The organism is Streptomyces sp. NPDC093109, assembly GCF_040701725.1.
Classification (GTDB): domain Bacteria; phylum Actinomycetota; class Actinomycetes; order Streptomycetales; family Streptomycetaceae; genus Streptomyces.
The window spans coordinates 93,119-117,086 of sequence record NZ_JBFBEZ010000001.1; the positions used below are offsets into that span (position 1 = coordinate 93,119).

Consider the following 23,968-nt stretch of genomic DNA (forward strand, 5'->3'; position numbering starts at 1 on the left):
GTTGGTCCTTTGCGGGGATTACCCCGGGAGGGACCGGCCGTCGATGTCCAGGGCGAGGTCGTTGTCGACCGTGTAGTAGGGGCGTGCGGTCGCGCCGTCGAGCGGGGTGGCCGGGTAGACGAATATCTCCTTGCGCCGGGGTACGTCGTCCAGCAGCCGGCCCACCCGGACCCGGGGGCCGCCGGGGGCGGGGCGGAGGAAGACGTCCCAGAGGTCGCGGTCGGCGACGCGGTCGGCGAGGAGGTCGCGGTAGTCGGCGGTGAAGGAGAAGCCTCGGGCGCCCTCGGGGCTCGGTACGTACTGACGTACCGCCCGGTCCTGGCCCCGGCGGATCAGCAGGACCGCCGCTCCCTCCGTGAGGCGGGCGCCGAAGAGCCGGGCCCGGACGGTCATCGTGTGACCGGAGAGGTCGAGGGTGTCGATCTCGGCGTGGGCGGGCCGCAGCCAGGTGCGCAGGGCCAGGAAGCCGTCCTTGGTGGGGTACGGGATCCGGACGGCCAGGGGCTCCGGGGTACGGTCCGGGTCGCGGCCGGGGAGCAGGGCGCGCAGATCGAGCAGGCCGGGCAGCAGCCGGACGGGCGGGGCGCCGGACCCGTCGAGGAGGTAGGTGTCCCAGTGTCCCTCGGCGAGCGCGGGCGTGGGTTCCACCACGGCCCGCAGGCCGCCGTCCGCCGTGCGTTCGAGGTCGGCGGTGCGGGTGGGCTCCTCGGGCCGGCCCTTCTTCGGGCGCTGCCGCAGCAGGAGTCGGGGCCGGCCGGCCGTCGTCACGAGACGTACGGTGAGCCGCCCGTCGCCGTCGATCAGGCAGTCGGCGCGGGGGGCCTCAGGGCTGGGGGCCTCGGCGCGTGGGGCCTCGGGGCCGGCGGGGGTCATCGGCTCACCTTCCGTATCGCGCGCAGTACGGTGCTCGCCGCGACCAGGGCGCTGTCCCTGGTCGCGTAGCCCCGGCTGACGAGGGCGTGGTCGCTCCGGCGGGGCGGGGCCGGGGTACCGGCGCGGGCCGCGAGCAGCTCTTCGAAGAGCCGCTCGGCGCGGGCGACGACGGGGCCCGGCGCGAAGCGCCGGGAGTTCTCCAGCGCGGCGCGGCCCATGCGGCGGCGCGTCTCGTCGTCGCGTACGAGATCCAGCAGCGCGGCGCTCAGGGCCGCGCGGTCGTTCACGGGGACCAGCCGGCCGTCGGCGCCGTCCGCGATGATCTCCTTGGGTCCGTAAGGGCAGTCCGTGCTGACCACCGGGAGCCCGCAGCGCATCGCCTCGACGATGGTCATGCCGAAGGGTTCGAAGTCGGAGGTGACCGCGCAGATCGAGCCCTTGACCCACTCCGCCTCCATGGGGGTGGCGGCGCCCATCAGGAAGACATGGCCGTGGAGGCCGCGCTCCTCGATGAGACGGCGCAGCCGGTCGCGCTCCTCGCCCCGGCCGTAGACGCGCAGCTGCCACTCGGGATGTTCGGCCACCACGGCGGCGAACGCCTCGATGAGCAGGTCGTAGCGCTTGACCCGGACAAGCCGGCCCGCCGCGATCACCATGCGCCCGTTCCCGTCCGAGGGCGGCAGGACCGGGTCGGGCACGCTGTTGGGCAGCGCCTCGACCCGTACGCCGGGCAGCCGGGTCTTGCGCCGGTAGGCCGCCGCGTCGGCCTCGGTGACGGTGGTCAGCGCGTCGAGCCCGGTGTAGGCGCGGCGCAGCACGGTGCGCAGCCGGGGCGAGTGGTGGTCCAGGGTGAGGTGTTCCTGCCCGACGCGTACGGTCCGGTCCGTTGCCTGGAGGGCGAGGTGCACATTGAGCCCGGGGCGGGTCGCCACCGTCACATCGGCGTCCGTCGCCGCCAGGAGCTCGCCGATCCGCCGGTCGGTGAGCGCGCTGTACTGGCCGTAGCGGCGCTCCGCCTCGGGGAAGACGCGCGCCGGGCGCAGCTGGTCCGGGTGGTCCTCCTCCTTGCGCAGATCCACCATGGGGCGCAGCCGTACCCGGGGGTCCGGGGTGAGGGTCGGTGTCTCGCGGTGCCGGAACACGGAGACGACCTCCACCTCGTGCCGGTCGGCCAGCGCGCCCGCCAGATTGAACGTGGTGGTGATCGTGCCCCCGATTCCGTACGCGTTGTGAATCAGGAAGGAAATCTTCATGAAGAGGTAGACCCTTTCCGGACCCCGGCCGTTGCAGACGTTACGGCTTCGTGAGCGAACGCGCCGGTCGTGGGCCGGTCAGGGACCGGCCGGGGTGGGGTGGCCGGTGCGGGTGGCGCGGGCGGGGCCGGCTCGGGTTCCGCCGGGTGGCGCAGCCCTTCCGCCGCGTCCGGGACACGATGGCGCGGCAGCTCGCCCTGACGCGTGGACTAATCGTCTCGGAGCGGCCGGCCGCCGCGCCGGCCCGGATCCTGGCGGCGGAGCCGGAGCTGCGCGGTCTTGACCTGGACGGACTCACCGATCCCAGCCACTGCACGGGGAGCGCGGGCGCGCTCACCGACCGCGCCCCGGAGCGACGTTGAACAGCACGGGGAGTACCGGGAGAGCGCTGCTCCACCAGGGTCGAGGGCCCCCGGTCGCGCCGGATCTCTCCGCCGCGCACCGGGTGGTCCGCTGGGACCTGCCGGGGCACGGCGGTTTCCCGGCCTCGCTGATCTGACGGGGCTCGCCGTGCGTGGTCTGTTCGTCGGCGCACTTCGGGGGCCGGCGGCGGCGGGAGGAGCGGGCCGCGCTGGTGCGGCGGGACGGCGCGGCCGGCATGGAGGCGATCGCGGCGGCGGCGCCCGCGCGCTGGTTCACGCCCGGGTTCACCGTGCCGGGGCTGGTGGCGGACGTACGGGCGGCCGATCCGGCCGGGTACGCGGCGTGCTGCGACGCGCTGGCGGCGTACGCCTGCGGGCGCTGCTGCCCGGGGTCACCGTGCCGACGCTGGTCGTCGTGCTGGCGGCGAGCAATACTCAGGCGTGCCGAATACCTCCAAGGGCCGTCACGCTTTGTGACGGGTCTTCTCTTTCGGTTACTCGCACGGGTGTGCGACAGGTTGCCCTGGTGCGGCTTGCTGTGGCGTCGAGAGGTCAGACGCAGAGCAGGTCGGTCGAGACGGTCCAGAGGCGCTTGGCAGTGGCGGGGTCGAGCGCCCATTCCTTGACACCGTGCGGGTGCTGCGCGAGGTCGGCGTCGTTCGGCACGGTGTAGGCCTCTTGTGCATCGTCGAGGTAATGGCCTCCGGAGTGAGCGAACTCGGGGGCGACGGCCGCGACGATGCTGATGGCGGCCCCCTGCTCGACCGTTTTGTACGTGAAGACTCCGGCGGCCTCGGCCGCGTCGAGCGACGCCTTCTGTTCCGGCGTGAAGTTCCGCTGCAGCCCCGTCGCGATACCGCCGGGATTCACCGCATTGGCGACGATACCGTCGGACGCCCACAGGCGGGTCGCCTCGACGGCGAAGAGGGAGTTCGCAGTCTTGGACTGGGCGTAGGCGATCTGCGGGTCGTAGCTGCGGCGCTCGAAGTGGAGGTCGTCGAAGTCGATGCCGGACCGCATGTGCGCCGTCGAACTGACCGAGACGATCCGCGCTCCGTCGCGGTCGGCCGCTCCCCGGGCCAGGGCGTGGTGCAGGCCGGTGGCCAGCGCGAAGTGGCCGAGATGGTTCGTTGCGAATTGCAGCTCCCAGCCCTCTCGCGTCCGGTCGAGGCCACCGGTGACCACGCCGGCGTTGTTGATGAGCAGGTGAAGCGGGCCACCCCACGCGTCGACGAACCGTGTGACGGTGGCCCTGTCGGCGAGGTCGAGCCGGACGACTCGGGGCCGGATCCCCCCGGTCGACTTCCCGATCGTCTCGGCGACGGCGACACCCGCGGTGGTGTTTCGGACAGCGAGCGTCACTTCCGCCCCGGCAGCGGTCAGCGCACGAGCCGTCTCGATCCCGAGTCCGGAGGAAGCTCCCGTCACGATCGCGCGGACGCCGGTGAGGTCGATGTCCCGCAGTACCTCCTCCGCGGTGCTGGAGGAGGTGAAGGGCGTGGACATGGGTTTGCGAGTGCTCATGGCACAACTATACGAACTAGACTTGACTTGTATAGTTCGATTCCTGCTCGTATGCTCGCTCCATGAGCAGTCCCGACGCTGGCCACCGGCCGTCGACAGTCGCTGATTCCGACCGTCGAACCATGGTTCTGGAGTCCGCCATGGCCACGTTCGCGCGATTCGGTTACCGGAAGACCTCGATGGAGGAGGTGGCGCGGGCGGCGCACATCTCCCGGCCCGGGCTCTACTTCCTCTTTTCCTCGAAGGAGACTCTGTTCCGTGCCGCGGCCATCCAGGCCTTGGAACGCGACATCGCCGCGGTCGAACAGGTCCTGGCGGACAGCGGCCGCCCACTTTCAGAGCGCCTCGTCGAAGCGTTCGACCAGTGGGCGGGCCGCTACATCGGCCCGCTGGCGCGCGATGTCGCGACGGTTATCGAGGACAATCCCGGCATCCTCGGAGAGATCGTTGAGACCACGCCGCGACGCTTCGAGGAACTGATCACAGACGCGATCGCCGTCGAGTCAGGATGCGAGAAGGCCCTCCCCGTCGCACAGACGATGATCAGCGCCTCGATCGGCCTCAAACACCAGGTCGCATCACGGGAGCTCTACCGCCAACGGATGGCGGTCGCCATCGGTCTCCTGGTGTGCTGAAGTCGCTCCCGGCCTCCCTATAGAACCGCCCGCGGTCTCGGACGGCGACGGGCCGGACCGCCCGTCGAGACCGACTCGGCAAAACAAGGTTGGCCGTCAAGTGCGGCGCACCTGGTCCCTACTCGGGTTCCGTGGGTGCTTGAGAGGCTTTGAGTCGGCCGGCGACGTAGCTGGCGCGGTCTCCCCCGTTGAGCTTGTGCCAGTTGTGGGCTGTGCCGTCGGCGAGGCCGAGGAGATCGGCGAGCATCTTCCAGTGGACGGCGCCGACCATGGCCAGCCAGGCCCCGTTGCGGGCCTTGCTGGTGCTGGGGATGCCCAGACGGGTCAGTCGTCTCTGCAGAGTGTTGGAGGTCATGGGTTGGTCGGGGCGGAGGCCGGGGAAGAGGTAGGGCGTCTCGCGCGTCCTGAGCGGGGCTGCCAGTGGGCGTCGTTCGTTGATCAGCTGTTGGAGCAGGGTCGACAGCCGTGGCCGGAGCCAGAGTGGGTCTCGGCCGAGTTGAAGACCGAGGACGCCGGGCTCTTCCGGGTGAACCAGGACGTGGTCAGTCGTGAGCTTTACCAGGCGGTCGGCAAGTTGCTCCTCGCGCGGCTCCAGCACCTGGGCAAGCACCAGCAGTCCGCGTAGGTGCTGCACGGACGCTGTTTGTCGCAGGGCATCCAGGGCCTCGTGCGAGCATTCCAGGTCACCGGTGGCCATCGCCCGGATCAGCTGACCCCCGGGCCGTCGCAGGTAGAGGACCAGGGAGTACGGCTGCTCGTACTGCTCCAGGACTTCGGCCAGCGGGGCGAGCTGGGACGAGCGCTGGCCGTCAGGGCCGACGAATGTCTCGTCGAGTTCCCGCAGAGCCCGACAGCGGGGGCACTGACCGTGCAGAGGTCTTCCCATCGCGCTGCAAGTGGGGCAGCGGTATGCGAAGTTGACGTCGGCGCACTCCGGGCAGAGCGGACCTGCTTCCTCCTGGCGGAACACCGCCGCCATTCGGCCGCATCGGTGGCAGTGTGCGTGGGTGAAGCGGACCTCGTCGACGCAGGGCAGGCAGATTGGGCCTTCCGGCCAGCGACGCTCGGCTCTGGCGAGCGTCCCGCAGCGGCTGCAGGGGACACTCGCGGCCCCGTAGCACGAGACGCAACGTGGTGTGCCGTCCCAGCTCGGCATCGGCATGGACGGGTTCTGTCCGCAGTCGCCGCAGGTGGCACCGGGGCGAGCGTGCTGCCAGCAGGCCCAGCACCACGGTCCGCGGGCGTCACGGGCGGTGACCACCTTCGTGATGCCGCAGCCGGAGCACGGTTCCGCGCAGTTGCGACGACGGCAGCCGTCGCACCAGGGCTGGCCCTCGGTGTCGCGGAAGGCGACCGGCATGCTCCGGCGACAGATGCGACACCGGGTGCGGCGGGAGGTGCTCGGGGACGCGCATGTGGACCGGGCGCAGGCCGGGACCACCGCGTTCACGGCCCGGTTCCAGGACTTCATCGCGCGGCACGCGTGGGGCGAGATCTGGACCGATCCGACGCTCGCGCGGCGCGAGCGCTCGATGATCACGATGACGGCGCTGGTCGCGCGGGGCCACCACGACGAACTGGCCATGCGTGTACGGGCCGCCCGCCGGATCGGGCCGACGCCGCAGGAGATCGGCGCCGTGCTGCTCCAGAGCACCGTGTACTGCGGGGTCCCGGCGGCCAACGCGGCGTTCGCGGTGGCCAGGCGGGTACTGGCGGAGGAGGACGGGGCCGTCTGACGGTTCCGTGCGGGCGCGTGGCGCGCGTCCGCACGGAACCCGGGCCGGTCGGGGGTGGTCAGGCGCTGAAGGTGTGTTCCGTCGTGGAGCGGTAGGTGTCACCGGGGCGCAGGACCGTCGAGGGGAACGAGGGGTGGTTCGGGGAGTCGGGGAAGTGCTGGGTCTCCAGGCAGAGTCCGTCGCCCTGCCGGTAGACCCGGCCGGAGCTGCCGGTGAGGGTGCCGGTCAGGAAGTTGCCCGAGTAGAACTGCACGCCGGGCTCGGTGGTGGCGATCCGTACGGTACGGCCGGAGCCGGGGTCGCGCAGGGTGATGGCGTGCCGGGGCGCGGCGGTGATTCCCTTGTCGAGGACCCAGTTGTGGTCGAAGCCCTGGCCGCGCAGGAGCTGCTGGTGGCCGGTGCGGATGTCGCGGCCGACCGGCTTGCCGGACCGGAAGTCGAACGGGGTGCCGGCGACCTTGGCCAGTTCGCCGGTGGGGATGAGGGTGGGGTCGACGGGGGTGTAGCGGGTGGCGTCGAGGGTCAGTTCATGGCCGTACACATCGCCGCTGCCCTCCCCCGCGAGGTTGAAGTAGGTGTGGTTGGTGAGGTTGACGACGGTCGGCCGGTCGGTGGTCGCCGCGTAGTCGATGCGCCAGGCGCCGCGCGGGGTGAGGGTGTAGGTGACCTTCACCCGCAGGGTGCCGGGGTAGCCCATCTCGCCGTCCGCGCTGACGTAGGACAGGACGAGGCCGACACCGGTGGATCCGGCGAACGGCTCCACGTCCCAGACGCGCCGGTCGAAGCCGAGGGTGCCGCCGTGCAGGGTGTTCGGCCCGTCGTTCAGGGGGAGTTGGTATGTGTGGCCGTCGAGGGTGAAACGGCCGCCGGCTATCCGGTTGCCGTAGCGGCCGATCAGCGCACCGAAGAAGGTGGTCGCCTTCACGTAGTCGTCGAGGTTCTCGAAGCCCAGGGAGACGTTGGTGTACCGGCCGCGCCGGTCGGGGATCTCCAGGGACTGGACGACGCCGCCGTAGCTGAGCACGCGCAGCCGGGTGCCGCCGTTCTCCAGGGTCCAGCGGTGGACCTTGGTGCCGTCGGCGAGCCTGCCGAACAGCTCGCGCGTCGGGGTCCGGCCGCCGGCGGAGGACGACGCCTGTGCGGTGCCCGTCATGGCGGCGGTCAGACCGACGGCGGCGGCGCCCGCCAGGACGACGCGGCGGGACGTGGGGCCGGTGCGCTGCGGTTCTGAGGGTGCGGTGGGCTCGGTGGGCATGCGTGCGGCTCCTGCCGTTGGGGGAAGGGAGTGGGCTGCGCTGTGCTGCCCGGTCACCTCATCGGATCCTGACCCGGAGGAAGGTGATCGAGTTCGGTGGGAAGGTGTGGGTGAACGTGGCACCGACGCCCTTCAGGGTGGAGGTGACGGGGGCGACGGGGTGGTCGTCGGCCGTGTTGACGGCGTCCGGGTCCCCGCTGAGGGTGGTCAGCCGGGCGGTGGAGGCGGTCTTCGTGGAGCGGCCGAGGTCGATGGCGGTACGGGCCGCCGCGTCCTGGGCGTTGACGACCTTGACGACGAGGTCGTTCCCGTCGCGGGTGACGACCTGCCGGAACGGCTCGGCGGTCTTGTCGTCGGTGAAGCTTCCCCACTTCTTGTCGTCGAGGAAGAGGGTGACCTGCCGGCCCCGGATCTCGACGCGGATGTCGTAGGTCCGGCCGGTCTCGATCCGGGTGGAGTCGGAGATCATGGTCTGCTTGGCGCCGCCGACGGCCTTCTCGACGGCGGACTGGGTGTTGTTCCAGCCGCCGAGGTTCCACCAGTAGTGGTTCCCGGTGTCCTTGACGCCGAAGGTGACCAGGAAGCCTTCCTTGCCGGAGAGCTTGGTGGCCTTCGTCCGCAGGTCGTAGTCGTGCCAGGCCGGGTCGCCGGCCGTGACGAGGGTGTTCTCGGCGGTCGCGTCGGACTGGACGTAACGGCCGTCCTGGACCGTCCAGTTACCCCTGTTCTCCGCCCTGGCCCACTGCGGGTCCCCGGCGGAGAAGTCGTCGGCGAAGAGCGGGGTGCCGTCTGCGCCGGTGACCGTGACATCGTCGTACGCGGCGCTGGTCGCCCAGGTGGAGAGGCCGATGGCGCCCGTGATCGGGCCGGTGACGGCCGGGGTGGCACTCGCGGTGCTGGGGACGACCCGGTCGCCGGTGTTGGTCATGAAGAGCTTCTGGGTCTCGTAGCTCGTGGAGCCCCAGGAGCGGGTGGAGTCGAACCAGATCATGTCGGGCCGCCACTGTGTGCCGGCCGTGTCGGCGAGCAGCGGGGCGTACGAGGCGAGTTTGACGATGTCTGCGTTGCGTTCGAGGCCGGTCATGAACGCGGCTTCGGAGAGGGCGTTGCGGAACCTGTTGTCCTGCGAGGCGTACTCGCCGAGGAACACCTTCGGGCCGGAACGGTCGTAGGAGTCGTAGCGCTCGTTGTTCTCCAAAAACCACTGCGGGCTCTTGTAGTAGTGCTCGTCGACCATGGCGACCTTGGCGTCCCGGTTGAGCTGCCAGGCCCGGTCGAAGGTCGAACCGCTTGCGTCGGGGCCCGAGTTGGAGACGACGGTGATCTCCGGGTAGCGCGCCTCGATGGCTGTGCGGAACGCGGTGAAGCGCTCGAAGAACGCGTCGAAGACGTTCTCCTCGTTGCCGACGGCGAGATGGGTGAGCCCGAAGGGCTTCGGGTGGCCCATCTCCGCGCGCTTCTTGCCCCAGACCGAGGTGGTGGGGCCGTTGGCGAACTCGATGAGGTCCAGGGTGTCCTGGATGTGGCGCCGCAGCAGGGCGGGGTCGTCGGTGACCCGGTTCTGTCCGCAGCCGGTGACGAGGGCGGGGACGACGGGCAGCGGCATCGCGCCGATGTCCTCGGCGTACTGGAAGTACTCGTAGTAGCCGAGGCCGTAACTCTGGTTGTAGCCCCAGAAGTTGGCGTTGGTGGCGCGCTCCTCGACCGGTCCTACGGTGTCCTTCCACTGGTACGAGCGCTTGCGCTGCCAGCCGCTCGCCTCGTCGTATCCCTCGTGGCTGCCGGTGTTGACGAGGCAGCCGCCGGGGAAGCGGAGGAATCCGGGGCGCAGGGCGGCGATCTTCTCGGCGAGGTCCTTGCGCAGCCCGCCCGGCCGGCCCTTGTAGGTGTCCCGGGGGAAGAGCGAGACCATGTCGAGCCGGACCGTGCCGGCGCCGCCTGCGGTGAGCGCGAGGCGGCCGGTGGTACTGGTGGCGGTCGCGGTGAGGGTGCCGGTGTGCTTGGCCCAGCGGTCGCCGCGGGCGGTGATCCGCAGGGGCTTCGCGAGCGGTGTGCCGTCGGCGGCGCGCAGGGCGACGGTGAGGGGGGTGCCGTCCGTGGCGTCGGTGCGGGCCCAGACCGAGAAGTCGTAGCGCTTGCCGGCGGTCACGGGGATGCCCGCGGTGTAACCGGAGTTGACGACGCCGGTGCCGGCCTCCGTGCCGTCGGGGCGCAGCCGCAGATAGGTGCGGTTGCGCTCGCCCAGGCGGCCGTCGTCGGAGACGGTGGTCACCTCGCCGCCGCCGGTGGGGGTCCACGCGGTGAGCGGGTTGTACGAGGCGTTGTCGGCGGTGCTGTACTCGAAGGACCGGTTCTGCACGAGCTCCGCGTAGAGACCGCCGTCGGCGGCGCGGTTGATGTCCTCGAAGAAGACGCCGTACATGGTGTCGTCGATCTTCGGTCCCCGGCGGGCCGTGTCGACGGTGAGGGCGTAGTCAGTGGTGTCCTGCGCGGTGGCGTCCTGCGCCGGGGTGTCCTGTGCCGCGGTCGCGGGCGCCTGGAGCGGTCCGGCCGCCACCAGGATCGCGGCGGTCGTGAGGGCCAGTCTCCAACGCGTGCGGGGCATAGTTCGCATGGCTCCTCGTTCGATATTTCGGACGATGGTCAGAACCTCGAACGGAAAGATAGGGAGCGGTGCCAGAGGCGTCAATGGTTCGCGCAGCCCGACCTGACACAGCGGCCCCACCCGACGCGTCGGACACGTGGGCGGGGCCGGCCGGAGTGGGACAGCGGCGGCTCAGATGTCGAGCAGGTCGCGGGCGCGTACCGGCAGGCCTGTCTCGAAGGACCGGTTCGCGGCCAGGCCCGTGACCAGGGAACGGGCCCCGTCGGTGGCGTCCGCCGCGCGGCCGAGCGCGTCCGGCGCACCGGGGCCGCGCTCGCCGAAGAGGTCGGCGAGCATCCGTACGTCCCCGCCGCCGTGCCCGCCCTCTCCGGTCCCGGCCTTGATCTCGCGCGGCTCCTCCCAGAAGCGGCGCAGCGTCAGCTCCGTACGCCCGGCCTCGTCGCCGACGGCGGCGCCGTGCATCACCGCGCCCGCCCGGTCCGTACGGGCGGCGGGCCGGGTCCAGGTGGACTCCTCGACCAGCAGCTCCAGCCGGCCCTCGCTGCCGTTGAAGGCGATCCGGTAGCCCTCCCAGGGGGCGTACGCGGTGAGGTGGTAGGTCAGCGTGGCGCCGGAGGCGTAGCGCACGAGGACGGCCATGTCGTCCTCGATTGAGACGCCGGGGCCGAAGACGTTCTGGTCGCGGTGGTAGCCGTCCTCCGCCTCGGCGTCGAGATAGAGCGCGGTGAGGACGGTGGAGTCCGCGAGGTGCACGGCGAAGGGGTCACCGGCGGCGGCCGGGGAGCCGTGGGCGCGGGTGTAGTCGCGGGCGAGGCCGCGGCGCCGGCCCGCCTCGTCACCGTAGAAGAAGAGCCCGCCCTGCGCGAACACCGTCTCCGGGGCGGTGCCGAGCCACCAGTTGACCAGGTCGAAGTGGTGGGTGGCCTTGTGGACCATGAGGCCGCCGGAGTTGGCCTTGTCACGGTGCCAGCGGCGGAAGTAGTCGGCGCCGTGCCGCAGATCGAGCAGCCACTCGAAGTGGACGGAGCCGATGTCGCCGATGGAGCCCGCCGCGAGGGTCTCGCGCACGGCGGCGTGCACCGGGTTGTAGCGGTAGTTGAAGGCGACCCGGACCTGGCGGCCGGTGCGCCGCTGGGCGTCCAGGATGCGCCGGGCGCGCGGGGCGTCGGTGGTCATCGGCTTCTCGGTGACCACGTCGCAGCCGGCCTCCAGGGCCCGCACGATGTAGTCGTCGTGGGTGCGGTCCACGCTGCACACGACGACGAGGTCGACGCGCTCGCGGCGGAGCATCTCCTCGAAGTCGGCGGCGGCGTACGCGGGTACGGCGGTCCTGCCGGGGTGGTCGGCGGCGATCCAGCCGTTGTGGACGGCCATGCGGTGCGTGTTGACGTCGCAGAGGGCGGCCAGTTCGATCCGGTCCGCGTACGGTCCGGTCAGCGCCTCGGTGAAGAACCGGGCGCGGGCGCCCAGGCCCACGACGGCGCAGCGCCTGCGTGCGGTGTCGGAGGACATGCGGGATCTCCGTTCGGTGTGCGGACAGCCGGACGCGCAGCTGGATGACGGTCGGTGGTGGCAACGATTGCATGCCGGGCGGTACTGGACAAGAGGCCCCCGGAGGCTATGTATTTACATGAGATCCGGGAGATTTCATTGACTGGCACATGGCTCCGGGCGTAACTTCCCGGCCAGTTGGAAACAGACTGGCAACGTTTGCAGCCATCCGTTCCGCGTCGAGTGAAAGGCCGTGATGTGCTGAGGTCAGCCGCGTTCGAGCGCGGCCGTCGAGCCCCGTACCACCAGGTGGGTCGGCAGCACGCGCTGGAGGGGCGGCGCTCCCTCGACGGCCGGGGTCCCCAGCATCCGGAACAGCAGATCGACGGCGGCCCGGGAGCCGTGCGACTTGGGTACGTTGACGGTGGTGAGCGGCGGCGCGGCCATGCCCGACAGGGCGATGTCGTCGCAGCCGACGACGCTCATCTCCTCGGGCACCCGCACGCCGCGCGCGGTGAAGCGGCTGATCAGGCCGAAGGCGACGATGTCGTTGAAGGCCACCACCGCGCTCGCGCCGCTGGCGAGCACGACGTCCGCCGCGCCGGTGATCCCGCCGTCGAAGTGCGGGGCGACGCTGCCGACCCGGACGATGTCGAGGAGGCCGGACTCGGCCACCGCCTCGATCCCGGCGGCGCGTTCCTTGGCCGCCCAGGTGGAGCGCGGGCCGCCGACGTACGCGACCCGGCGGTGGCCGAGGGCGTGCAGATGGGTCAGCGCGTCGGTCATGCCCTCCATCAGGTCGGCGGTGACGCTGGCGAAGCCCGGTTCCTTGCGGTGGAGCAGCACGATGGGCTTGTCGGTCAGTCCTGGCAGGGAGGCGAGTTCCTCGCTGCTCAGATGCGGCGAGACCAGCAGGATGCCGTCGACCTGCGGGGCGAGGGTGCGCAGCGCGTCCAGTTCGAGGCCCTCGTCGCGCTCCGCGTCGCTGACGAAGACCGCGTGGCCAAGTCCCCGGGCGCGGGCCTGTACGCCTTTGGTGATGTCCGCGAAGAACGGGTTCAGCAGGTCGGGGACGATCAGGCCGAGATGGCCGGTCCTTCCGGTGATCAGGCCGCGCGCGGCCCGGTTCGGCTGGTAGCCCAGCCGGTCGGCGGCGGCCCGTACCCGCTCGCGGGTCACCGGACTGACCGTGCCGCCGGACGCCAGCGCCCGGGACACCGTGGACGGGGAGACCCCGGCCGCCTTCGCTACCTCTCGAATCGTCACCTGCACGCCCTGAGGTTGACACTCCGGTCACCGGGCGTCAATGAAGATCGCGTCCCGGCCCTCTCCCCCTCCTGTTCACCCGTATCCGAGGAGCCCCGCCATGTCCCGCCAGCCCGACCGTCTCCGCGCCGCCGTCGTCGGCACCGGTGCCATCGTCGCCGGCAGCCATCTGCCGGCCCTGACCGCCCACGCCGACCGGGTCGATCTGGTGGCCGCCGTCGATGTGGATCCCGGCCGCCTCGACGCGTTCCGTACGGAGGCCGCCGCCGCGGGCTTCGCCGTCCAGGGGTACGAGGACCTGGCCGCCATGCTCGACGGCGCAAGGCCCGACCTGGTCCTCATCGGCACCCCGCCGTCCCTGCACCGGGAGCAGACGGTCGCCTCGCTCAAGGCCGGCGCCTGGGTGCTGTGCGAGAAGCCGCTCTGTCTCACGCTCGCCGAGTACGACGAGATCGCGGCGGCCGAGCGGGCGTCGGGCGCGTACGCCTCGGTGGTCTTCCAGCACCGCTACGGTTCGGGCGCCACCCACGCCCAGCAACTGATAGCCGGCGGTGAGCTGGGCGCGCCGCTGGTCGCGCACTGCCAGACCACCTGGCACCGGGACGCCGCCTACTACGCGGTGCCGTGGCGGGGCCGTTGGTCGACCGAGGGCGGCGGCCCCACGATGGGGCACGGCATCCACCAGTACGATCTGCTGCTCCATCTGCTCGGTGAGTGGACCGAGGTGCGCGCCATGGCGTCCCGGCTGGTGCACGACACCGAGAGCGAGGACGTCTCGACGGCGCTGGTGCGGTTCGCGAACGGCGCGCTGGCGACCGTGGTGAACAGTGTGCTGTCGCCGGACGAGGTGAGCCGGATCCGGATCGACTGCGCGGACGCGACCGTCGAACTGACGCATCTGTACGGCCACTCCAACGCCGACTGGACCTACACCCCGGCCCCGGGGGTCGCGCCGGAGCGCGCCGCGGCCTGGCGCTCCCCCGCCACCGATGTTCCCAGCTCGCACACCGCGCAGCTGGGCGCGCTGCTCGACGCGAAGGACGCGGGGGTACGCCCTCCGGGCAGCGGCCCGGACGCCCGCTCCACGCTCGAATTCGCTGCCGCGCTCTACAAGGCGGCCTTCACCGGGCGTCCTGTGTACGCGGGCGAGATCGCGCCCGGCGATCCGTACTACACGGCCATGCACGGCAACCACCCCGACTGGAGCCCTCAGCGATGACGATTCAGGTGACGCACACCCACGGCGAGCGGATCACGGTGTGTTCGGGCGGCGTGGAGCTGCTGAGCTATGTGTACCGGCCCGATCCGGAGGCGTTCGAGGCGCGCAAGCCGTACATCCATCCGCTGCGCACCCTCGGCGGCCGGCAGGTCAGCGGCTACCGGCCCAACGACCACCGCTGGCACAAGGGCCTTCAGATGACGGCCAGCCATCTGTCCGGGCAGAACTTCTGGGGCGGCAACTGCTATGTGCACGGGGAGGGTTACCGGGCGCTGCCGGAGCGGGTCGGCTCGATGCGGCACGACGGCTTCCCGGTGCTGGCTGCGCGGGAGGACCGGTTCACCCTGGCGGAGGAGCTGACCTGGGTGGAGAACGGCGGCGCCGAGTGGGCGCGCGAGGAGCGCGGCATCACGGTCCACTCCGTGGACACGGAGGCGGGCGCCTGGGCGCTGGACTGGTCGATCCGGCTGACGAACGTCCGGGACGAGCCGCTGCGCTTCGGCTCGCCGACCACCGCGGGCCGGGAGATGGCCGGGTACACCGGGCTCCAGTGGCGCGGCCCGCGCGACTTCACGGGCGGGACGGTCTTCGGCCCCGAGGACCCGGCGGACGGCGCGGAGGCGGCGGGCACGGCGGGCGCCGGGCACGGGCTGATGGGCACGCGCGGCCCGTGGCTCGGTTTCACCGCCGAGCACGACGATGTCGACGCGCACTCGACGCTCGTCTTCGCGCACGCGCCGCGCGGCGAGGAGGGCAGCGCGGTGGACGCGTCGCACTGGTTCGTCCGCGCCGAGCCGATCCCGACCGTGGCGTTCTCGTGGGCGTTCTTCGACGAGTTCGCGCTGGCGCCGGGCGAGTCCTTCGCGTACCGCTACCGGGTGGTCGTCGCCGACGGCGCCTGGGACAGGGACCGGGTGGACACGCACCTCAAGGGCCTGTCGTGGTGAGCCTGCCGCATCCGCTGCCGGGGGCCGTCGGGCTGTCGCATCTGAGCGCGTACGACTGGGAGGCGGCGGACGGGGTGTGCGGCGGCAGCCCGCATCTGCATCTGGTGTGCACCGAGGCGTACGTCGTCACCGGCGGCCGGGGCGCGGTGCAGACGCTGAGTCCGGACGGCTACCGGGAGACGCCGCTGGAGGCGGGCTCCGTCGCCTGGTTCACACCGGGGACCGTGCACCGCATGGTGCAGGGCGGCGGGCTGCGGATCACCGTGCTGATGCAGAACAGCGGGCTGCCGGAGGCCGGGGACGCGGTCTTCACCTTCCCGCCGGAGTATCTGGCCGATCCGGAGCGGTACGCGGACGCCGCGGCGCTGCCCGCGAAGTCCGGGCCGGCGGCGGAGGACGCCGCCCGGCGGCGCCGGGATCTCGCCGTCGAGGGGTATCTGGTACTGCGCGAGTCGCTCGAAGCGGGCGACAACGGCCCCTACCGGGAGTTCCAGCGGGCGGCGGCCCGGCTCGTCCGGCCGAAGGTGCCGGCCTGGCGGGAGCGGTGGCGGGCCGGCGCGCTGGCCGCCGCGGAGCGTACGGGCGCGCAGCTCGACGCGCTGGAGGCGGGCGCGCCGGACTATCTGGCCACCGGTTCCGCCGTGTACGGCAGCGGTCCCACCCGGCTCGGCGGCTACGGCATGTGCGGGCGGCGCGACGAGTACGAGCTGCCCGGCACGACGCTCCCCGTACCGGACGCCTGATCCGGCGCCCGCGCGCCGCGGGCGCCGCACTCCCCCACCGACACACCCCGAGAGAGGAGAGGTGAGTTCAGCATGCCCGGAAACAGGACAACGAGGTCCTGCGCGCTTCTGGTGACGCTCGCGCTCAGCGCCCTGCTCACCGCCTGCGGAGGCGGCGACCACGCGGGCGGCGGCGGCAAAGTGACCCTGCGCTACACGTGGTGGGGCAACCCGGACCGGGCGGCCCGTACCGATCAGGCCGTCGCCCTGTTCAAGAAGAAGCACCCCGGGATCGACGTCCAGACGTCCTTCGCCGGTTACGACGCGTACAAGCAGAAGCTGGCCACGCAGGCGGCCGGGGGCGACGCCCCCGACGTGATGCAGCTCGACTACCGGATGATCGACCAGTACGCGTCGGGCGGGGTGCTGCTCGACCTCGGCAAGCGGTCGGCGGCCCTGCGCACCGACGACATCGACAAGGGGCTGCTGGCCACGGGCCGGCTGGACGGCACCCAGTTCGCCGTCCCGATGGGGCGGGGCACCGAGACGGTCGCGTACGACGCCACTCAGTGGAAGGCCTCCGGGGTGCCGCTGCCGAAGGCCGACTGGACCTGGGACGAGTGGGCGGACGCGATGCGCGCGCTCGCGAAGAAGACCGGCAAGCCCGGCTCGACCGACCCCGGGCAGAGCGAGGACGCCTTCGAGGTGTGGCTGCGCGGGCAGGGCAAGTCCCTCTACACGGAGGGGCGCGGGCTCGGCTTCACGGCCGACGACCTGACCCGCTGGTGGACCTTCTCCGACGGGCTGCGGCGCGAGGGCGCGGTCTCCAGCGCCGAGCAGACTACCCAGCTCGACGGTTCGGTGGAGAACACGCCGCTCGGCCGGTCCACGGCGGTATCCGACTTCAACTGGGACGCGCCGTCCAGCGGTTACCAGGCGCTCGTCGGCGAGGGGCTGACGCTGACACCGATGCCGAGGGCCGCGGACGGCACGCCCGGGCAGTACTTCAAACCGTCGATGTTCATCGGCGCCGGCGCCACCACCTCGCATCCCGAGGAGGCGGCGAAACTGATCGACTTCATGATCAACGACGAGGACGCGGCGAAGATCCTCGGCGCGAGCCGGGGCATCCCGGTCAACGAGACGATCCGGAAGAACGTGGTGCCGGTCCTCGAAGGCTTCGACAGGACCGTCGCCACGTACCAGGCCTCGGTGGAGGGGAAACTCAACGCCCCGCCGCAGGCGCCGCCCTCGGGCGACAGCGCGCTCCAGAACACCTTCACCCGCGACTACGACCAGGTGTCGTTCGGACGGATGTCGCCCCGCGAGGCGGCCGAGAACTACGTCACCGAGGCGAAGGCGGAGCTGAGGTAAATGACCACCACCGACATACCCGTGACCCCGGCGCGCCGGGGCGGGGCCACCGGCCCGAAGCAGCCCGGGAAGCGGAGCGCACGCCGGCGCGAGGGCGCGGCCTGGGTCTTCCTCTCCCCCTGGGTGCTCGGCGCGAGCGTGCTGACGCTGCTGCCGATGGCCGTATCGCTGTATCTGTCCTTCACGGACTACGACATGTTCAACGCGCCGCACTGGGTGGGGCTGCGCAACTACACCCAGATGTTCACCGAGGACCCCCGCTACTGGCGCTCGGTCGGCGCGACCCTGCGCTACGTGGTCATCGCCGTACCGCTGCAACTGGCGGTCGCGCTGGCCGTGGCGATCGCGCTGAAGTCGATGCGGCGCGGCAAGGCGTTCTACCGGTCGGCGTTCTACGCGCCGTCGCTGCTCGGCGCGTCGATGTCCATCGCGCTCGTGTGGCGGGCGATCTTCAACGACGGCGGTACGGTCGACAATCTGCTGGGCACCGGCGGCTGGGTCAACCGGCCGGGGTGGGCGCTGCTCGCCGTGGCGCTGCTGACGGTCTGGCAGTTCGGCGCCCCCATGGTGATCTTCCTGGCGGGTCTCCAGCAGATCCCGGGCGAGCTGTACGAGGCGGCGGCGGTGGACGGGGCGAGCAGGTGGCGGCAGTTCCTGTCGATCACGCTGCCGATGCTGTCGCCGGTGGTCTTCTTCAATCTCGTGCTCCAGACCATCCAGGCGTTCCAGGTCTTCACGCCCGCCTTCGCGGTCAGCGCGGGCAAGGGCGGCCCTGCCGACTCGACGCTGTTCTACACGCTCTATCTGTACGACCGCGGCTTCGTCGCGTCCCACATGGGCTACGCCTCCGCCATGGCGTGGGTGCTGCTGCTCGCCATCGGCGCGGTCACCGCGGTGCTCTTCCGTACCTCGCGCTCCTGGGTCTTCTACGCCGATGAGGAGGGCCGATGACCACCACCCTGCCCAGCGGGACCACCGCGCCCGACGCGGTCCGCGCGCCCTTCCCGTGGCGCCGGGCCGCGCTGCACGCCGGCGCGCTGGCAGTCCTGGCTGTGATGCTCTATCCGCTGGCCTGGCTGCTGGCGACCTCGCTCAAGCCGGCGGAGGAGGTGATCGCGAGCCTCACTCTGCTGCCGGGACGGCTGGAGTGGTCGAACTACACGACCGCCCTGGAGGGGGTCAACGGGGTGACCGTGTGGCAGTTGCTGACCAACTCGCTGCTGATCGCGGGCGGCGCCGTCCTCGGCAACGTACTGAGCTGCTCGCTGGCGGCCTACGCCTTCGCGCGGCTGCGGTTCCGGCTGCGCGGGCCGCTGTTCGCGTTCATGATCGCGACGATCATGCTGCCGCACCACGCGGTGCTGATCCCGCAGTACATCATCTTCAACCAGCTCGGCATGGTGAACACGTACTGGCCGCTGATCCTGCCGAAGTTCCTGGCGACCGAGGCGTTCTTCGTCTTCCTCATCGTGCAGTTCATGCGGGGGCTGCCGCGCGAGCTGGAGGAGGCGGCGCGGATCGACGGCTGCGGGCCGTTCCGCAGCTTCTTCCTGATCATCCTGCCGCTCACCCGGCCGGCCCTGATCACGACCGCGATCTTCACCTTCATCTGGACGTGGAACGACTTCTTCACCCAGCTGATCTATCTGTTCTCGCCGGAGAAGTTCACGCTGACGCTGGCGCTGCGGTCGTTCGTGGACGCCTCCAGCCAGTCGGCGTTCGGTCCGATGTTCGCCATGTCGGTGATCGCGCTGCTGCCGATCGTGCTGTTCTTCCTCGCGTTCCAGCGCTTCCTCGTCGAGGGCATGGCCAGCTCCGGGGTGAAGGGATGAGCGCGGCCAGGACCCGGGAGCCGGGCGAGATCTTCGGGCCGCGCGCGACGCTCTTCGCCGATGTGCTGAGCATCGGGGTGGTGACGGCGGTGGTCTGTCTGCCGCTGGTGACGGTCCCGGCGGCGCTCTCGACCGCGTGCGCGGTGCTGCGCGGCGTCAGGTCGGGCAGGCCGGTCACGGCCGGACGGTATCTGGCGCTGCTGCGGCGGCGGCCGTGGACCGGCGATCTGGCGGCGGGGGCCGTCGCGCTCGCCGGGGCGGCGCTTCTCGTGGCGGATCTGGCGCTCGCCGGGGCCGGGCTGCCGGGGGCGCGGGCGTTCTCGGTGGTGGCCGCTCTGGTGGGCGTGGCGGCGCTGGTCGTGGCGGGACGGGCGTGTGCGCGCCCCGAGTCGGCCGGCGGCTGGCGTACGGCGGTGCGGTGCGCGGCGCCCGACGCGGTCAGGGACCCGGGCGGCAGCGCGCTCGTCGTGCTCGCGCTGGTGACGGCCGCGCTGTGCGCGTGGATGATGCCGCCGCTGGCGTTCCTGGCGCCGGGTCCGCTGGCTCTCGCGCTGACGGCGATCGATGTACGCAGGACGATGTCCGGGTCCAAGTCCAAGTCCGAGTCCGAGTCCGAGTCCCACGAGCAGGAGACGGCATGATGGCCCGCAGGACCTTCCTCGCCACGACGACCGCCGCCGCGACGACCGCCACGACCGGGCTCGACCGGGCGGGCGGGAGCACGGTGGAGGGGAGCGCGGTGGACGGGAGCACGGTGGACGAGGACTTCGTCGCGTTCCTGACCACGGCCGCCGACGCCCGGGCGAGCGCGGTCCTCGACGGCTACCCCGAGCACCTCACCGAGCTGCGCGACAGGGGCAAGGCGCGCGCCGCCGCGCGCTCGCTGCGTACGCTCGTCTCCGTCCATGTCCACAGGGCGTCGGCGCACCATCACGACGATGCCCTGCTGGAGCCGGCGCGGCGGCTCGCGGACGCCCTCGCCGAGGAGCAGTTCGACGACGGGCTGTGGGACCAGGGGGCGGTGCACTCCCCGCCGGACACCGCCTTCTCGATCGTGGACCTGAACATCGTGTACGGCCTGCTCGCCGAGGACGATCACCGTACGACCCGGAAGCTGCGCGCCACGGTGGAGCGGATCCTGCGCAAGGCGGGGCCCGCGCTCGCCACCGGCGGGGTGCACACCGCGAACCACCGCTGGCTGGTGTGCTCGGCGCTCTCGCGGATCCACCAGCGGTGGCCCGACCCGTCGTACGCGCGGCGGATCGACGACTGGCTGGCGGAGGGCATCGACCAGCTGCCGGGCGGCGAGTACAGCGAGCGCAGCCCCACCTACTCGGCGGTCGTCACCAATCCGGCGCTGCTGACGCTCGCCCGCCACTACGGGCGCACCGACCTGTACGCGCGCGTCCGCGCGAACCTCGACGCGACGCTGTACGTCACCGAGCCCAACGGCGAGGTGGAGAGCGTCCATTCGCGGCGCCAGGACCAGACCACGCTGCGGTACGTCCCGGAGTTCTGGCTCCAGTACCGGGAGCTGGCGATCCGGGACGGCGACGGGCGCCTCGCGGCGATGGCCGCGCTGCTGCGGGAGCGCGGCGCCGGGCAGACCTTCGGCGAGACGCCGCTCGGGGACCGGCTTGCGGAGGTCCTCGACCGTCCGGAGCTGGCCCGGCGGCTGCCGGCGGTCACGTCCGTACCGACGGACTTCGAGCACCACGACGCGGCGTGCCGGCTGGTACGGGTGCGGCGCGGGGACCGGAGCGCGAGTCTCTTCGGGGGTACCGACTTCCCCGAACTGCACGCCATTTCCTCGGGGTTGTCCAGCAATCCGACGTTCTTCAAGATGCGCCACGGCGCGGCGATCCTCGACTCGCTGCGGCTGTCCCCGCAGTTCTTCTCGCTGGGGCACTTCCGCTCCGAGGGCCTGGAGCGCGCGGGGGACGGCTGGCGGCTGCGGGCGGAGGTACGGGCCGGGTTCCACCAGCCGCTGCCGCGCGGCCACCGGCGCGAGGACGGGGCGTACCCGCTCACGGACGACGGCCGTTTCTGGTCGGCGATGGACTTTCCGCACCGGGAGAAGGAGTACCGCGAGCTCCGTACGGAGATCCTGGTGCGGGAGCGGCCCGGCGGGCGCTGGGAGCTGTCCTTCGACGTGTCGCGGTCCGAGGTGCCGCTGGCGCTGGAGCTGTGCTTCCGGCGCGGCGGGCAACTGACCGGGGAGGGGCTGGAACCGGTGGCCGGCGCGGTGGACACGTACCAGCTGGTGCACGGGGAGGCCACGTACACGGTCGGCGAGGACCGGATCGTCTTCGGTCCCGGCAACGGCAAGGGCGGGAAGCAGCCGCCGGTGGTGGAGCCGGGCGAACGCTATACGTGGATGGGCGGTTCGCTGACGCCGGACGGGATCCGGGTGCTGATCACGGGCCGCTCGCCCCTCAGGTACCGGCTGACACTGCGCTGACGGGCACACCCGTTCCACGGCACGGAAAGAAGTCCGCGGATTTCTGTGATCCGCGCCCGCGTCCTCCGTCTCCTGTACACGGCAGCGCCCGGCCGGCCGTCCGCCGCGGGGAGAAATCCCCGCTCGGATAGCCTGCCGGGCGGGCCGGGGCCCTGATTCACCAGGAGTACGAGGAACGGATCGATGCGCGTGCGGAACCAACCGGGACCCGAGGTGGTGGCGGCGGCTCGCGCCGGTGACCATCGGGCCGTGGACACCCTGGTCACCGGCTACCTGCCGCTGATCTACAACATCGTGGGGCGCGCCCTCGACGGTCACGCCGACGTCGACGACGTCGTGCAGGAGACCATGCTGCGGGTGCTGAACGGGCTGGCGGGGCTGGACGACCCGGCCCGGTTCCGCTCCTGGGCGGTGGCCATCGCGATGAACCAGATACGCGAACGCGGACGTACGCGGGCGGCGAAGGCCGTGCCGAGTCCGCTGGAGGAGACCCCCGACACGGCCGACCCGGGCGCCGACTTCGTCGATCTGGCCATTCTGGAGCTGCGGCTGTCCGGTCAGCGGCGCGAGGTGGCGGAGGCGACCCGCTGGCTGGAGGACGAGGAGCGTGAGCTGCTCTCCCTGTGGTGGCTGGAGACCGCGGGACAGCTGACCCGGGCGGAGACCGCCGAGTCGATGGGGCTGTCGGGGCACCATGTCGCGGTGCGGGTGCAGCGGATGAAGGCCCGGCTGGAGGCGGCCAGGATGGTCGTACGGGCGCTGGGCGCGCGTCCGCGCTGCGACGATCTGGTGCTGCTCACCGTGCACTGGGACGGGGTGCCGGGCGCGCTGTGGCGCAAACGGCTCGCCCGCCATGTGCGCGAATGCCCGCGCTGCGCCGTGCACCAGGCCGAACTGCTGCCCGCCGAAGGGCTGCTGGCGCGGCTGGCGCTGGTGCCGCTGCCGGTGGCCCTGGTGGCGTGGAAGCTGATCCCGGGGGCGGTCGGCGCCGGGGCAGGCGCGGGTGCGGGAGCGAGTACGGGTACGGGTGCGGCGACCGGGGCTGGGACCGGGGCCGGGGCCGCCGCTCCCGCCGCCGGGTCCGCCGCGCTGGCGGCCAAGCCCGCGGCGCTGATCGCCGCCGGCCTGCTGGCGATCGGCGGTGGCGCTGTCCTGCTCCACCAGGCGCCCTGGGACTCCGGGGAGCGGCACACCGCCCTCGCCCCGGCGACCGGCTCTCCGGCGGCCGAGGTCACCCGCGCGCCGCGGCCGACGCCTTCCCCGACCCCGTCCGTGTCCCCCAGCGCCGTCACCTCGTCCCCGGCGGCGCTCGCGCGGCCGGAGCCGGCACCCGCGCCGACGGCTTCCGGGGCGCCGTCCGTACCGCCCGCGCCCGGTACGTACGGCTCGGCGGTCGACGGGCCGGACGCGGCGCCGGATCCCGGGGCGCGCCCCGGGGCGCTGCCGCGCCGGGGCGGCGGGGGCGTCACCATGACGAGCTTCCCGGGGAAGGTCTCGGGAGTGGGCGGCTACCAGATCGTGCACCGGGGCGAGTGGGTGACCGTCAGGGGCACCGGCTACTTCACCGTGCGCTGGGACCTGATGTACGGGGAACGTCCTGGCGCACTGACCATGCCGTCCTGGACGGGGCTGACGGGGAAGCTGTTCCATGTGGGATCCGGCGGCGGGCACCGGATGGACGATGTCCAGCCGGGGGCCGGGACCGGTCACACCTGGCAGGGCAATCCGGACGACGGCCGCATCACCCTGCCGTCCGGCGCGCAGATGATGTGGCGCGAGGAGTACTTCCACCTCGACGGAGAGGTGACCCTGCATCTCAACGAGACGGAGGCGGACTACAACCTCGATGTGGTGCCGTCGTCCTGGGAGACCGTCACGGCGGCGCTCACCAGCCCGCCGGGCGACGACGCGGCGGGCCGGGTGCGGTACGGGACCGTACGGGACACGGGCGACGACTCGGCGCCCGTCCCGCAGTATCTGACCCGGTCGGCGTCCGCCGATCCGCTGACGGTAGGTCAGCGGTCGTCCGTGCGCTGAGCCGTCGGACGCACAACCGGTTGCACGCCTTCACCCGGCTGAAGTTCGGCTACGCCTGTGCCGAGGCGGTCGTCCTCCTGCTGATCATCGGTGTGGTCACGGCCGCGGTGATGCGGTTCCAGTCGTCGTGGAACGACTTCCTCTGGCCGCTGCTGGTGACCCGTACCGACGAGATGCGGCCGATCCAGCTCGGGCCGGCGGTGTTCAGCCACTCCGACATCGAGGTGCAGTGGAACTACCTGATGGCGGGGACGGCGCCGGCCACACTGCCGACGATCGCGCTGTTCCTCTTCGCGCAGCGTTACTTCGTCGAGGGGATGGCCTCAGCGGGTCTGAAGGGCTGAGGCCGGTGGCGCGTGCCGGACGGCGGCCGTGT

General features: G+C 71.9%; 19 protein-coding genes and 3 pseudogenes. 14 read left to right on the forward strand and 8 right to left on the reverse strand.

The genetic code is table 11. The annotated features are described in order from the left end of the window. Positions 1-18: 18 nt before the first annotated feature. Both AB0389_RS00430 and AB0389_RS00435 read right to left on the reverse strand, forming a co-directional pair. Positions 19-873 carry a transferase gene (locus AB0389_RS00430; RefSeq protein ID WP_366393066.1) on the reverse strand — a complete coding sequence of 285 codons (855 nt, stop codon included), beginning with the start codon at positions 871-873 and terminating at the stop codon, positions 19-21. After that, positions 870-2,126 (reverse strand): glycosyltransferase family 4 protein, encoded by a 1,257-nt coding sequence (locus tag AB0389_RS00435; protein ID WP_366393067.1) that lies wholly within the window; start codon positions 2,124-2,126, stop codon positions 870-872. Before AB0389_RS00435 ends, AB0389_RS00430 begins: the two co-directional genes overlap by 4 nt. 179 nt (positions 2,127-2,305) lie before the next feature. Between AB0389_RS00435 and AB0389_RS00440 the strand changes: the two are divergent. Continuing rightward, positions 2,306-2,488: pseudogene (locus AB0389_RS00440) on the forward strand (3-carboxy-cis,cis-muconate cycloisomerase); the annotation flags it as partial. A gap of 53 nt (positions 2,489-2,541) precedes the next feature. Then, positions 2,542-2,903: pseudogene (locus AB0389_RS00445) on the forward strand (4-carboxymuconolactone decarboxylase); the annotation flags it as partial. A 137-nt stretch (positions 2,904-3,040) separates the two neighbouring features. Here the strand turns inward: AB0389_RS00445 and AB0389_RS00450 are convergent. After that, a complete protein-coding gene (locus AB0389_RS00450) occupies positions 3,041-4,012 on the reverse strand; it encodes an SDR family NAD(P)-dependent oxidoreductase (protein WP_366393068.1) in 972 nt (323 codons plus the stop codon). Positions 4,013-4,152: 140 nt separating this feature from the next. Between AB0389_RS00450 and AB0389_RS00455 the strand changes: the two genes are divergently transcribed. Then, positions 4,153-4,647 carry a TetR/AcrR family transcriptional regulator gene (locus tag AB0389_RS00455; protein WP_366393416.1) on the forward strand — a complete coding sequence of 165 codons (495 nt, stop codon included), beginning with the start codon at positions 4,153-4,155 and terminating at the stop codon, positions 4,645-4,647. A 118-nt stretch (positions 4,648-4,765) separates the two neighbouring features. Here the strand turns inward: AB0389_RS00455 and AB0389_RS00460 are convergent, their stop codons facing one another. Continuing rightward, the gene (locus tag AB0389_RS00460) at positions 4,766-5,533 is read right to left on the reverse strand and encodes a hypothetical protein (protein ID WP_366393069.1); all 768 of its coding nucleotides are present in this window, start codon (positions 5,531-5,533) and stop codon (positions 4,766-4,768) included. A gap of 499 nt (positions 5,534-6,032) precedes the next feature. On the opposite strand from AB0389_RS00460, the pseudogene AB0389_RS00465 reads away from it, so the two are divergent. Then, positions 6,033-6,383, forward strand: a pseudogene (locus AB0389_RS00465) (carboxymuconolactone decarboxylase family protein); the annotation flags it as partial. A gap of 58 nt (positions 6,384-6,441) precedes the next feature. Here the strand turns inward: AB0389_RS00465 and AB0389_RS00470 are convergent. The 4 genes from AB0389_RS00470 to AB0389_RS00485 form a co-directional block, all read right to left on the reverse strand. After that, on the reverse strand, positions 6,442-7,638 hold the full coding sequence (locus tag AB0389_RS00470) for an aldose epimerase family protein (protein ID WP_366393070.1): 1,197 nt from the start codon (positions 7,636-7,638) through the stop codon (positions 6,442-6,444). Between the two features lie 58 nt (positions 7,639-7,696). Continuing rightward, positions 7,697-10,243 (reverse strand): alpha-L-arabinofuranosidase C-terminal domain-containing protein, encoded by a 2,547-nt coding sequence (locus tag AB0389_RS00475; RefSeq protein ID WP_366393071.1) that lies wholly within the window; start codon positions 10,241-10,243, stop codon positions 7,697-7,699. A gap of 171 nt (positions 10,244-10,414) precedes the next feature. Further along, positions 10,415-11,755, reverse strand: a complete 1,341-nt coding sequence (locus tag AB0389_RS00480; RefSeq protein ID WP_366393072.1) for a Gfo/Idh/MocA family oxidoreductase — start codon at positions 11,753-11,755, stop codon at positions 10,415-10,417. A 246-nt stretch (positions 11,756-12,001) separates the two neighbouring features. Then, complete coding sequence (locus AB0389_RS00485; RefSeq protein WP_366393073.1) at positions 12,002-13,000, reverse strand: LacI family DNA-binding transcriptional regulator; 999 nt, start codon at positions 12,998-13,000, stop codon at positions 12,002-12,004. Positions 13,001-13,100: 100 nt separating this feature from the next. Between AB0389_RS00485 and AB0389_RS00490 the strand changes: the two genes are divergently transcribed. The 10 genes from AB0389_RS00490 (at position 13,101) to AB0389_RS00535 (ending at position 23,936) form a co-directional block, all read left to right on the forward strand. Continuing rightward, entirely contained in the window at positions 13,101-14,219 is a 1,119-nt protein-coding gene (locus tag AB0389_RS00490) for a Gfo/Idh/MocA family oxidoreductase (protein ID WP_366393074.1), read from the forward strand. After that, a complete protein-coding gene (locus tag AB0389_RS00495) occupies positions 14,216-15,166 on the forward strand; it encodes a PmoA family protein (RefSeq protein WP_366393075.1) in 951 nt (316 codons plus the stop codon). Before AB0389_RS00490 ends, AB0389_RS00495 begins: the two co-directional genes overlap by 4 nt. Further along, the gene (locus AB0389_RS00500) at positions 15,160-15,909 is read left to right on the forward strand and encodes a cupin (RefSeq protein ID WP_366393076.1); all 750 of its coding nucleotides are present in this window, start codon (positions 15,160-15,162) and stop codon (positions 15,907-15,909) included. The genes AB0389_RS00495 and AB0389_RS00500 overlap by 7 nt, the downstream gene beginning before the upstream one ends. Before the next feature lie 72 nt (positions 15,910-15,981). Beyond that, positions 15,982-17,262: an ABC transporter substrate-binding protein gene (locus AB0389_RS00505; protein ID WP_366393077.1), complete on the forward strand. Its 1,281-nt coding sequence runs from the start codon at positions 15,982-15,984 to the stop codon at positions 17,260-17,262. After that, complete coding sequence (locus AB0389_RS00510) at positions 17,263-18,213, forward strand: sugar ABC transporter permease (RefSeq protein WP_366393078.1); 951 nt, start codon at positions 17,263-17,265, stop codon at positions 18,211-18,213. 104 nt (positions 18,214-18,317) lie between these two features. After that, entirely contained in the window at positions 18,318-19,094 is a 777-nt protein-coding gene (locus AB0389_RS00515; RefSeq protein WP_366393417.1) for a carbohydrate ABC transporter permease, read from the forward strand. Continuing rightward, positions 19,091-19,735: a hypothetical protein gene (locus AB0389_RS00520; RefSeq protein WP_366393079.1), complete on the forward strand. Its 645-nt coding sequence runs from the start codon at positions 19,091-19,093 to the stop codon at positions 19,733-19,735. The genes AB0389_RS00515 and AB0389_RS00520 overlap by 4 nt, the downstream gene beginning before the upstream one ends. After that, the gene (locus tag AB0389_RS00525; RefSeq protein WP_366393080.1) at positions 19,732-21,555 is read left to right on the forward strand and encodes a hypothetical protein; all 1,824 of its coding nucleotides are present in this window, start codon (positions 19,732-19,734) and stop codon (positions 21,553-21,555) included. Before AB0389_RS00520 ends, AB0389_RS00525 begins: the two co-directional genes overlap by 4 nt. 183 nt (positions 21,556-21,738) lie before the next feature. Further along, positions 21,739-23,592, forward strand: coding sequence for a sigma-70 family RNA polymerase sigma factor (locus AB0389_RS00530; protein ID WP_366393081.1), 1,854 nt, complete (start codon positions 21,739-21,741; stop codon positions 23,590-23,592). A gap of 20 nt (positions 23,593-23,612) precedes the next feature. After that, positions 23,613-23,936 carry a hypothetical protein gene (locus AB0389_RS00535; RefSeq protein ID WP_366393082.1) on the forward strand — a complete coding sequence of 108 codons (324 nt, stop codon included), beginning with the start codon at positions 23,613-23,615 and terminating at the stop codon, positions 23,934-23,936. The last annotated feature ends 32 nt before the right edge of the window (positions 23,937-23,968 follow it).

Coding starts and splice junctions, on each gene's coding strand:
- AB0389_RS00430 (WP_366393066.1), bottom strand. CDS start 873: ATGACCCCCGCCGGCCCCGAGGCCCCACGCGCCGAGGCCCCCAGCCCT.
- AB0389_RS00435 (WP_366393067.1), bottom strand. CDS start 2,126: ATGAAGATTTCCTTCCTGATTCACAACGCGTACGGAATCGGGGGCACG.
- AB0389_RS00450 (WP_366393068.1), bottom strand. CDS start 4,012: ATGAGCACTCGCAAACCCATGTCCACGCCCTTCACCTCCTCCAGCACC.
- AB0389_RS00455 (WP_366393416.1), top strand. CDS start 4,153: ATGGCCACGTTCGCGCGATTCGGTTACCGGAAGACCTCGATGGAGGAG.
- AB0389_RS00460 (WP_366393069.1), bottom strand. CDS start 5,533: ATGGGAAGACCTCTGCACGGTCAGTGCCCCCGCTGTCGGGCTCTGCGG.
- AB0389_RS00470 (WP_366393070.1), bottom strand. CDS start 7,638: ATGCCCACCGAGCCCACCGCACCCTCAGAACCGCAGCGCACCGGCCCC.
- AB0389_RS00475 (WP_366393071.1), bottom strand. CDS start 10,243: ATGCCCCGCACGCGTTGGAGACTGGCCCTCACGACCGCCGCGATCCTG.
- AB0389_RS00480 (WP_366393072.1), bottom strand. CDS start 11,755: ATGTCCTCCGACACCGCACGCAGGCGCTGCGCCGTCGTGGGCCTGGGC.
- AB0389_RS00490 (WP_366393074.1), top strand. CDS start 13,101: ATGTCCCGCCAGCCCGACCGTCTCCGCGCCGCCGTCGTCGGCACCGGT.
- AB0389_RS00495 (WP_366393075.1), top strand. CDS start 14,216: ATGACGATTCAGGTGACGCACACCCACGGCGAGCGGATCACGGTGTGT.
- AB0389_RS00505 (WP_366393077.1), top strand. CDS start 15,982: ATGCCCGGAAACAGGACAACGAGGTCCTGCGCGCTTCTGGTGACGCTC.
- AB0389_RS00510 (WP_366393078.1), top strand. CDS start 17,263: ATGACCACCACCGACATACCCGTGACCCCGGCGCGCCGGGGCGGGGCC.
- AB0389_RS00515 (WP_366393417.1), top strand. CDS start 18,318: ATGCTCTATCCGCTGGCCTGGCTGCTGGCGACCTCGCTCAAGCCGGCG.
- AB0389_RS00520 (WP_366393079.1), top strand. CDS start 19,091: ATGAGCGCGGCCAGGACCCGGGAGCCGGGCGAGATCTTCGGGCCGCGC.
- AB0389_RS00525 (WP_366393080.1), top strand. CDS start 19,732: ATGATGGCCCGCAGGACCTTCCTCGCCACGACGACCGCCGCCGCGACG.
- AB0389_RS00530 (WP_366393081.1), top strand. CDS start 21,739: ATGCGCGTGCGGAACCAACCGGGACCCGAGGTGGTGGCGGCGGCTCGC.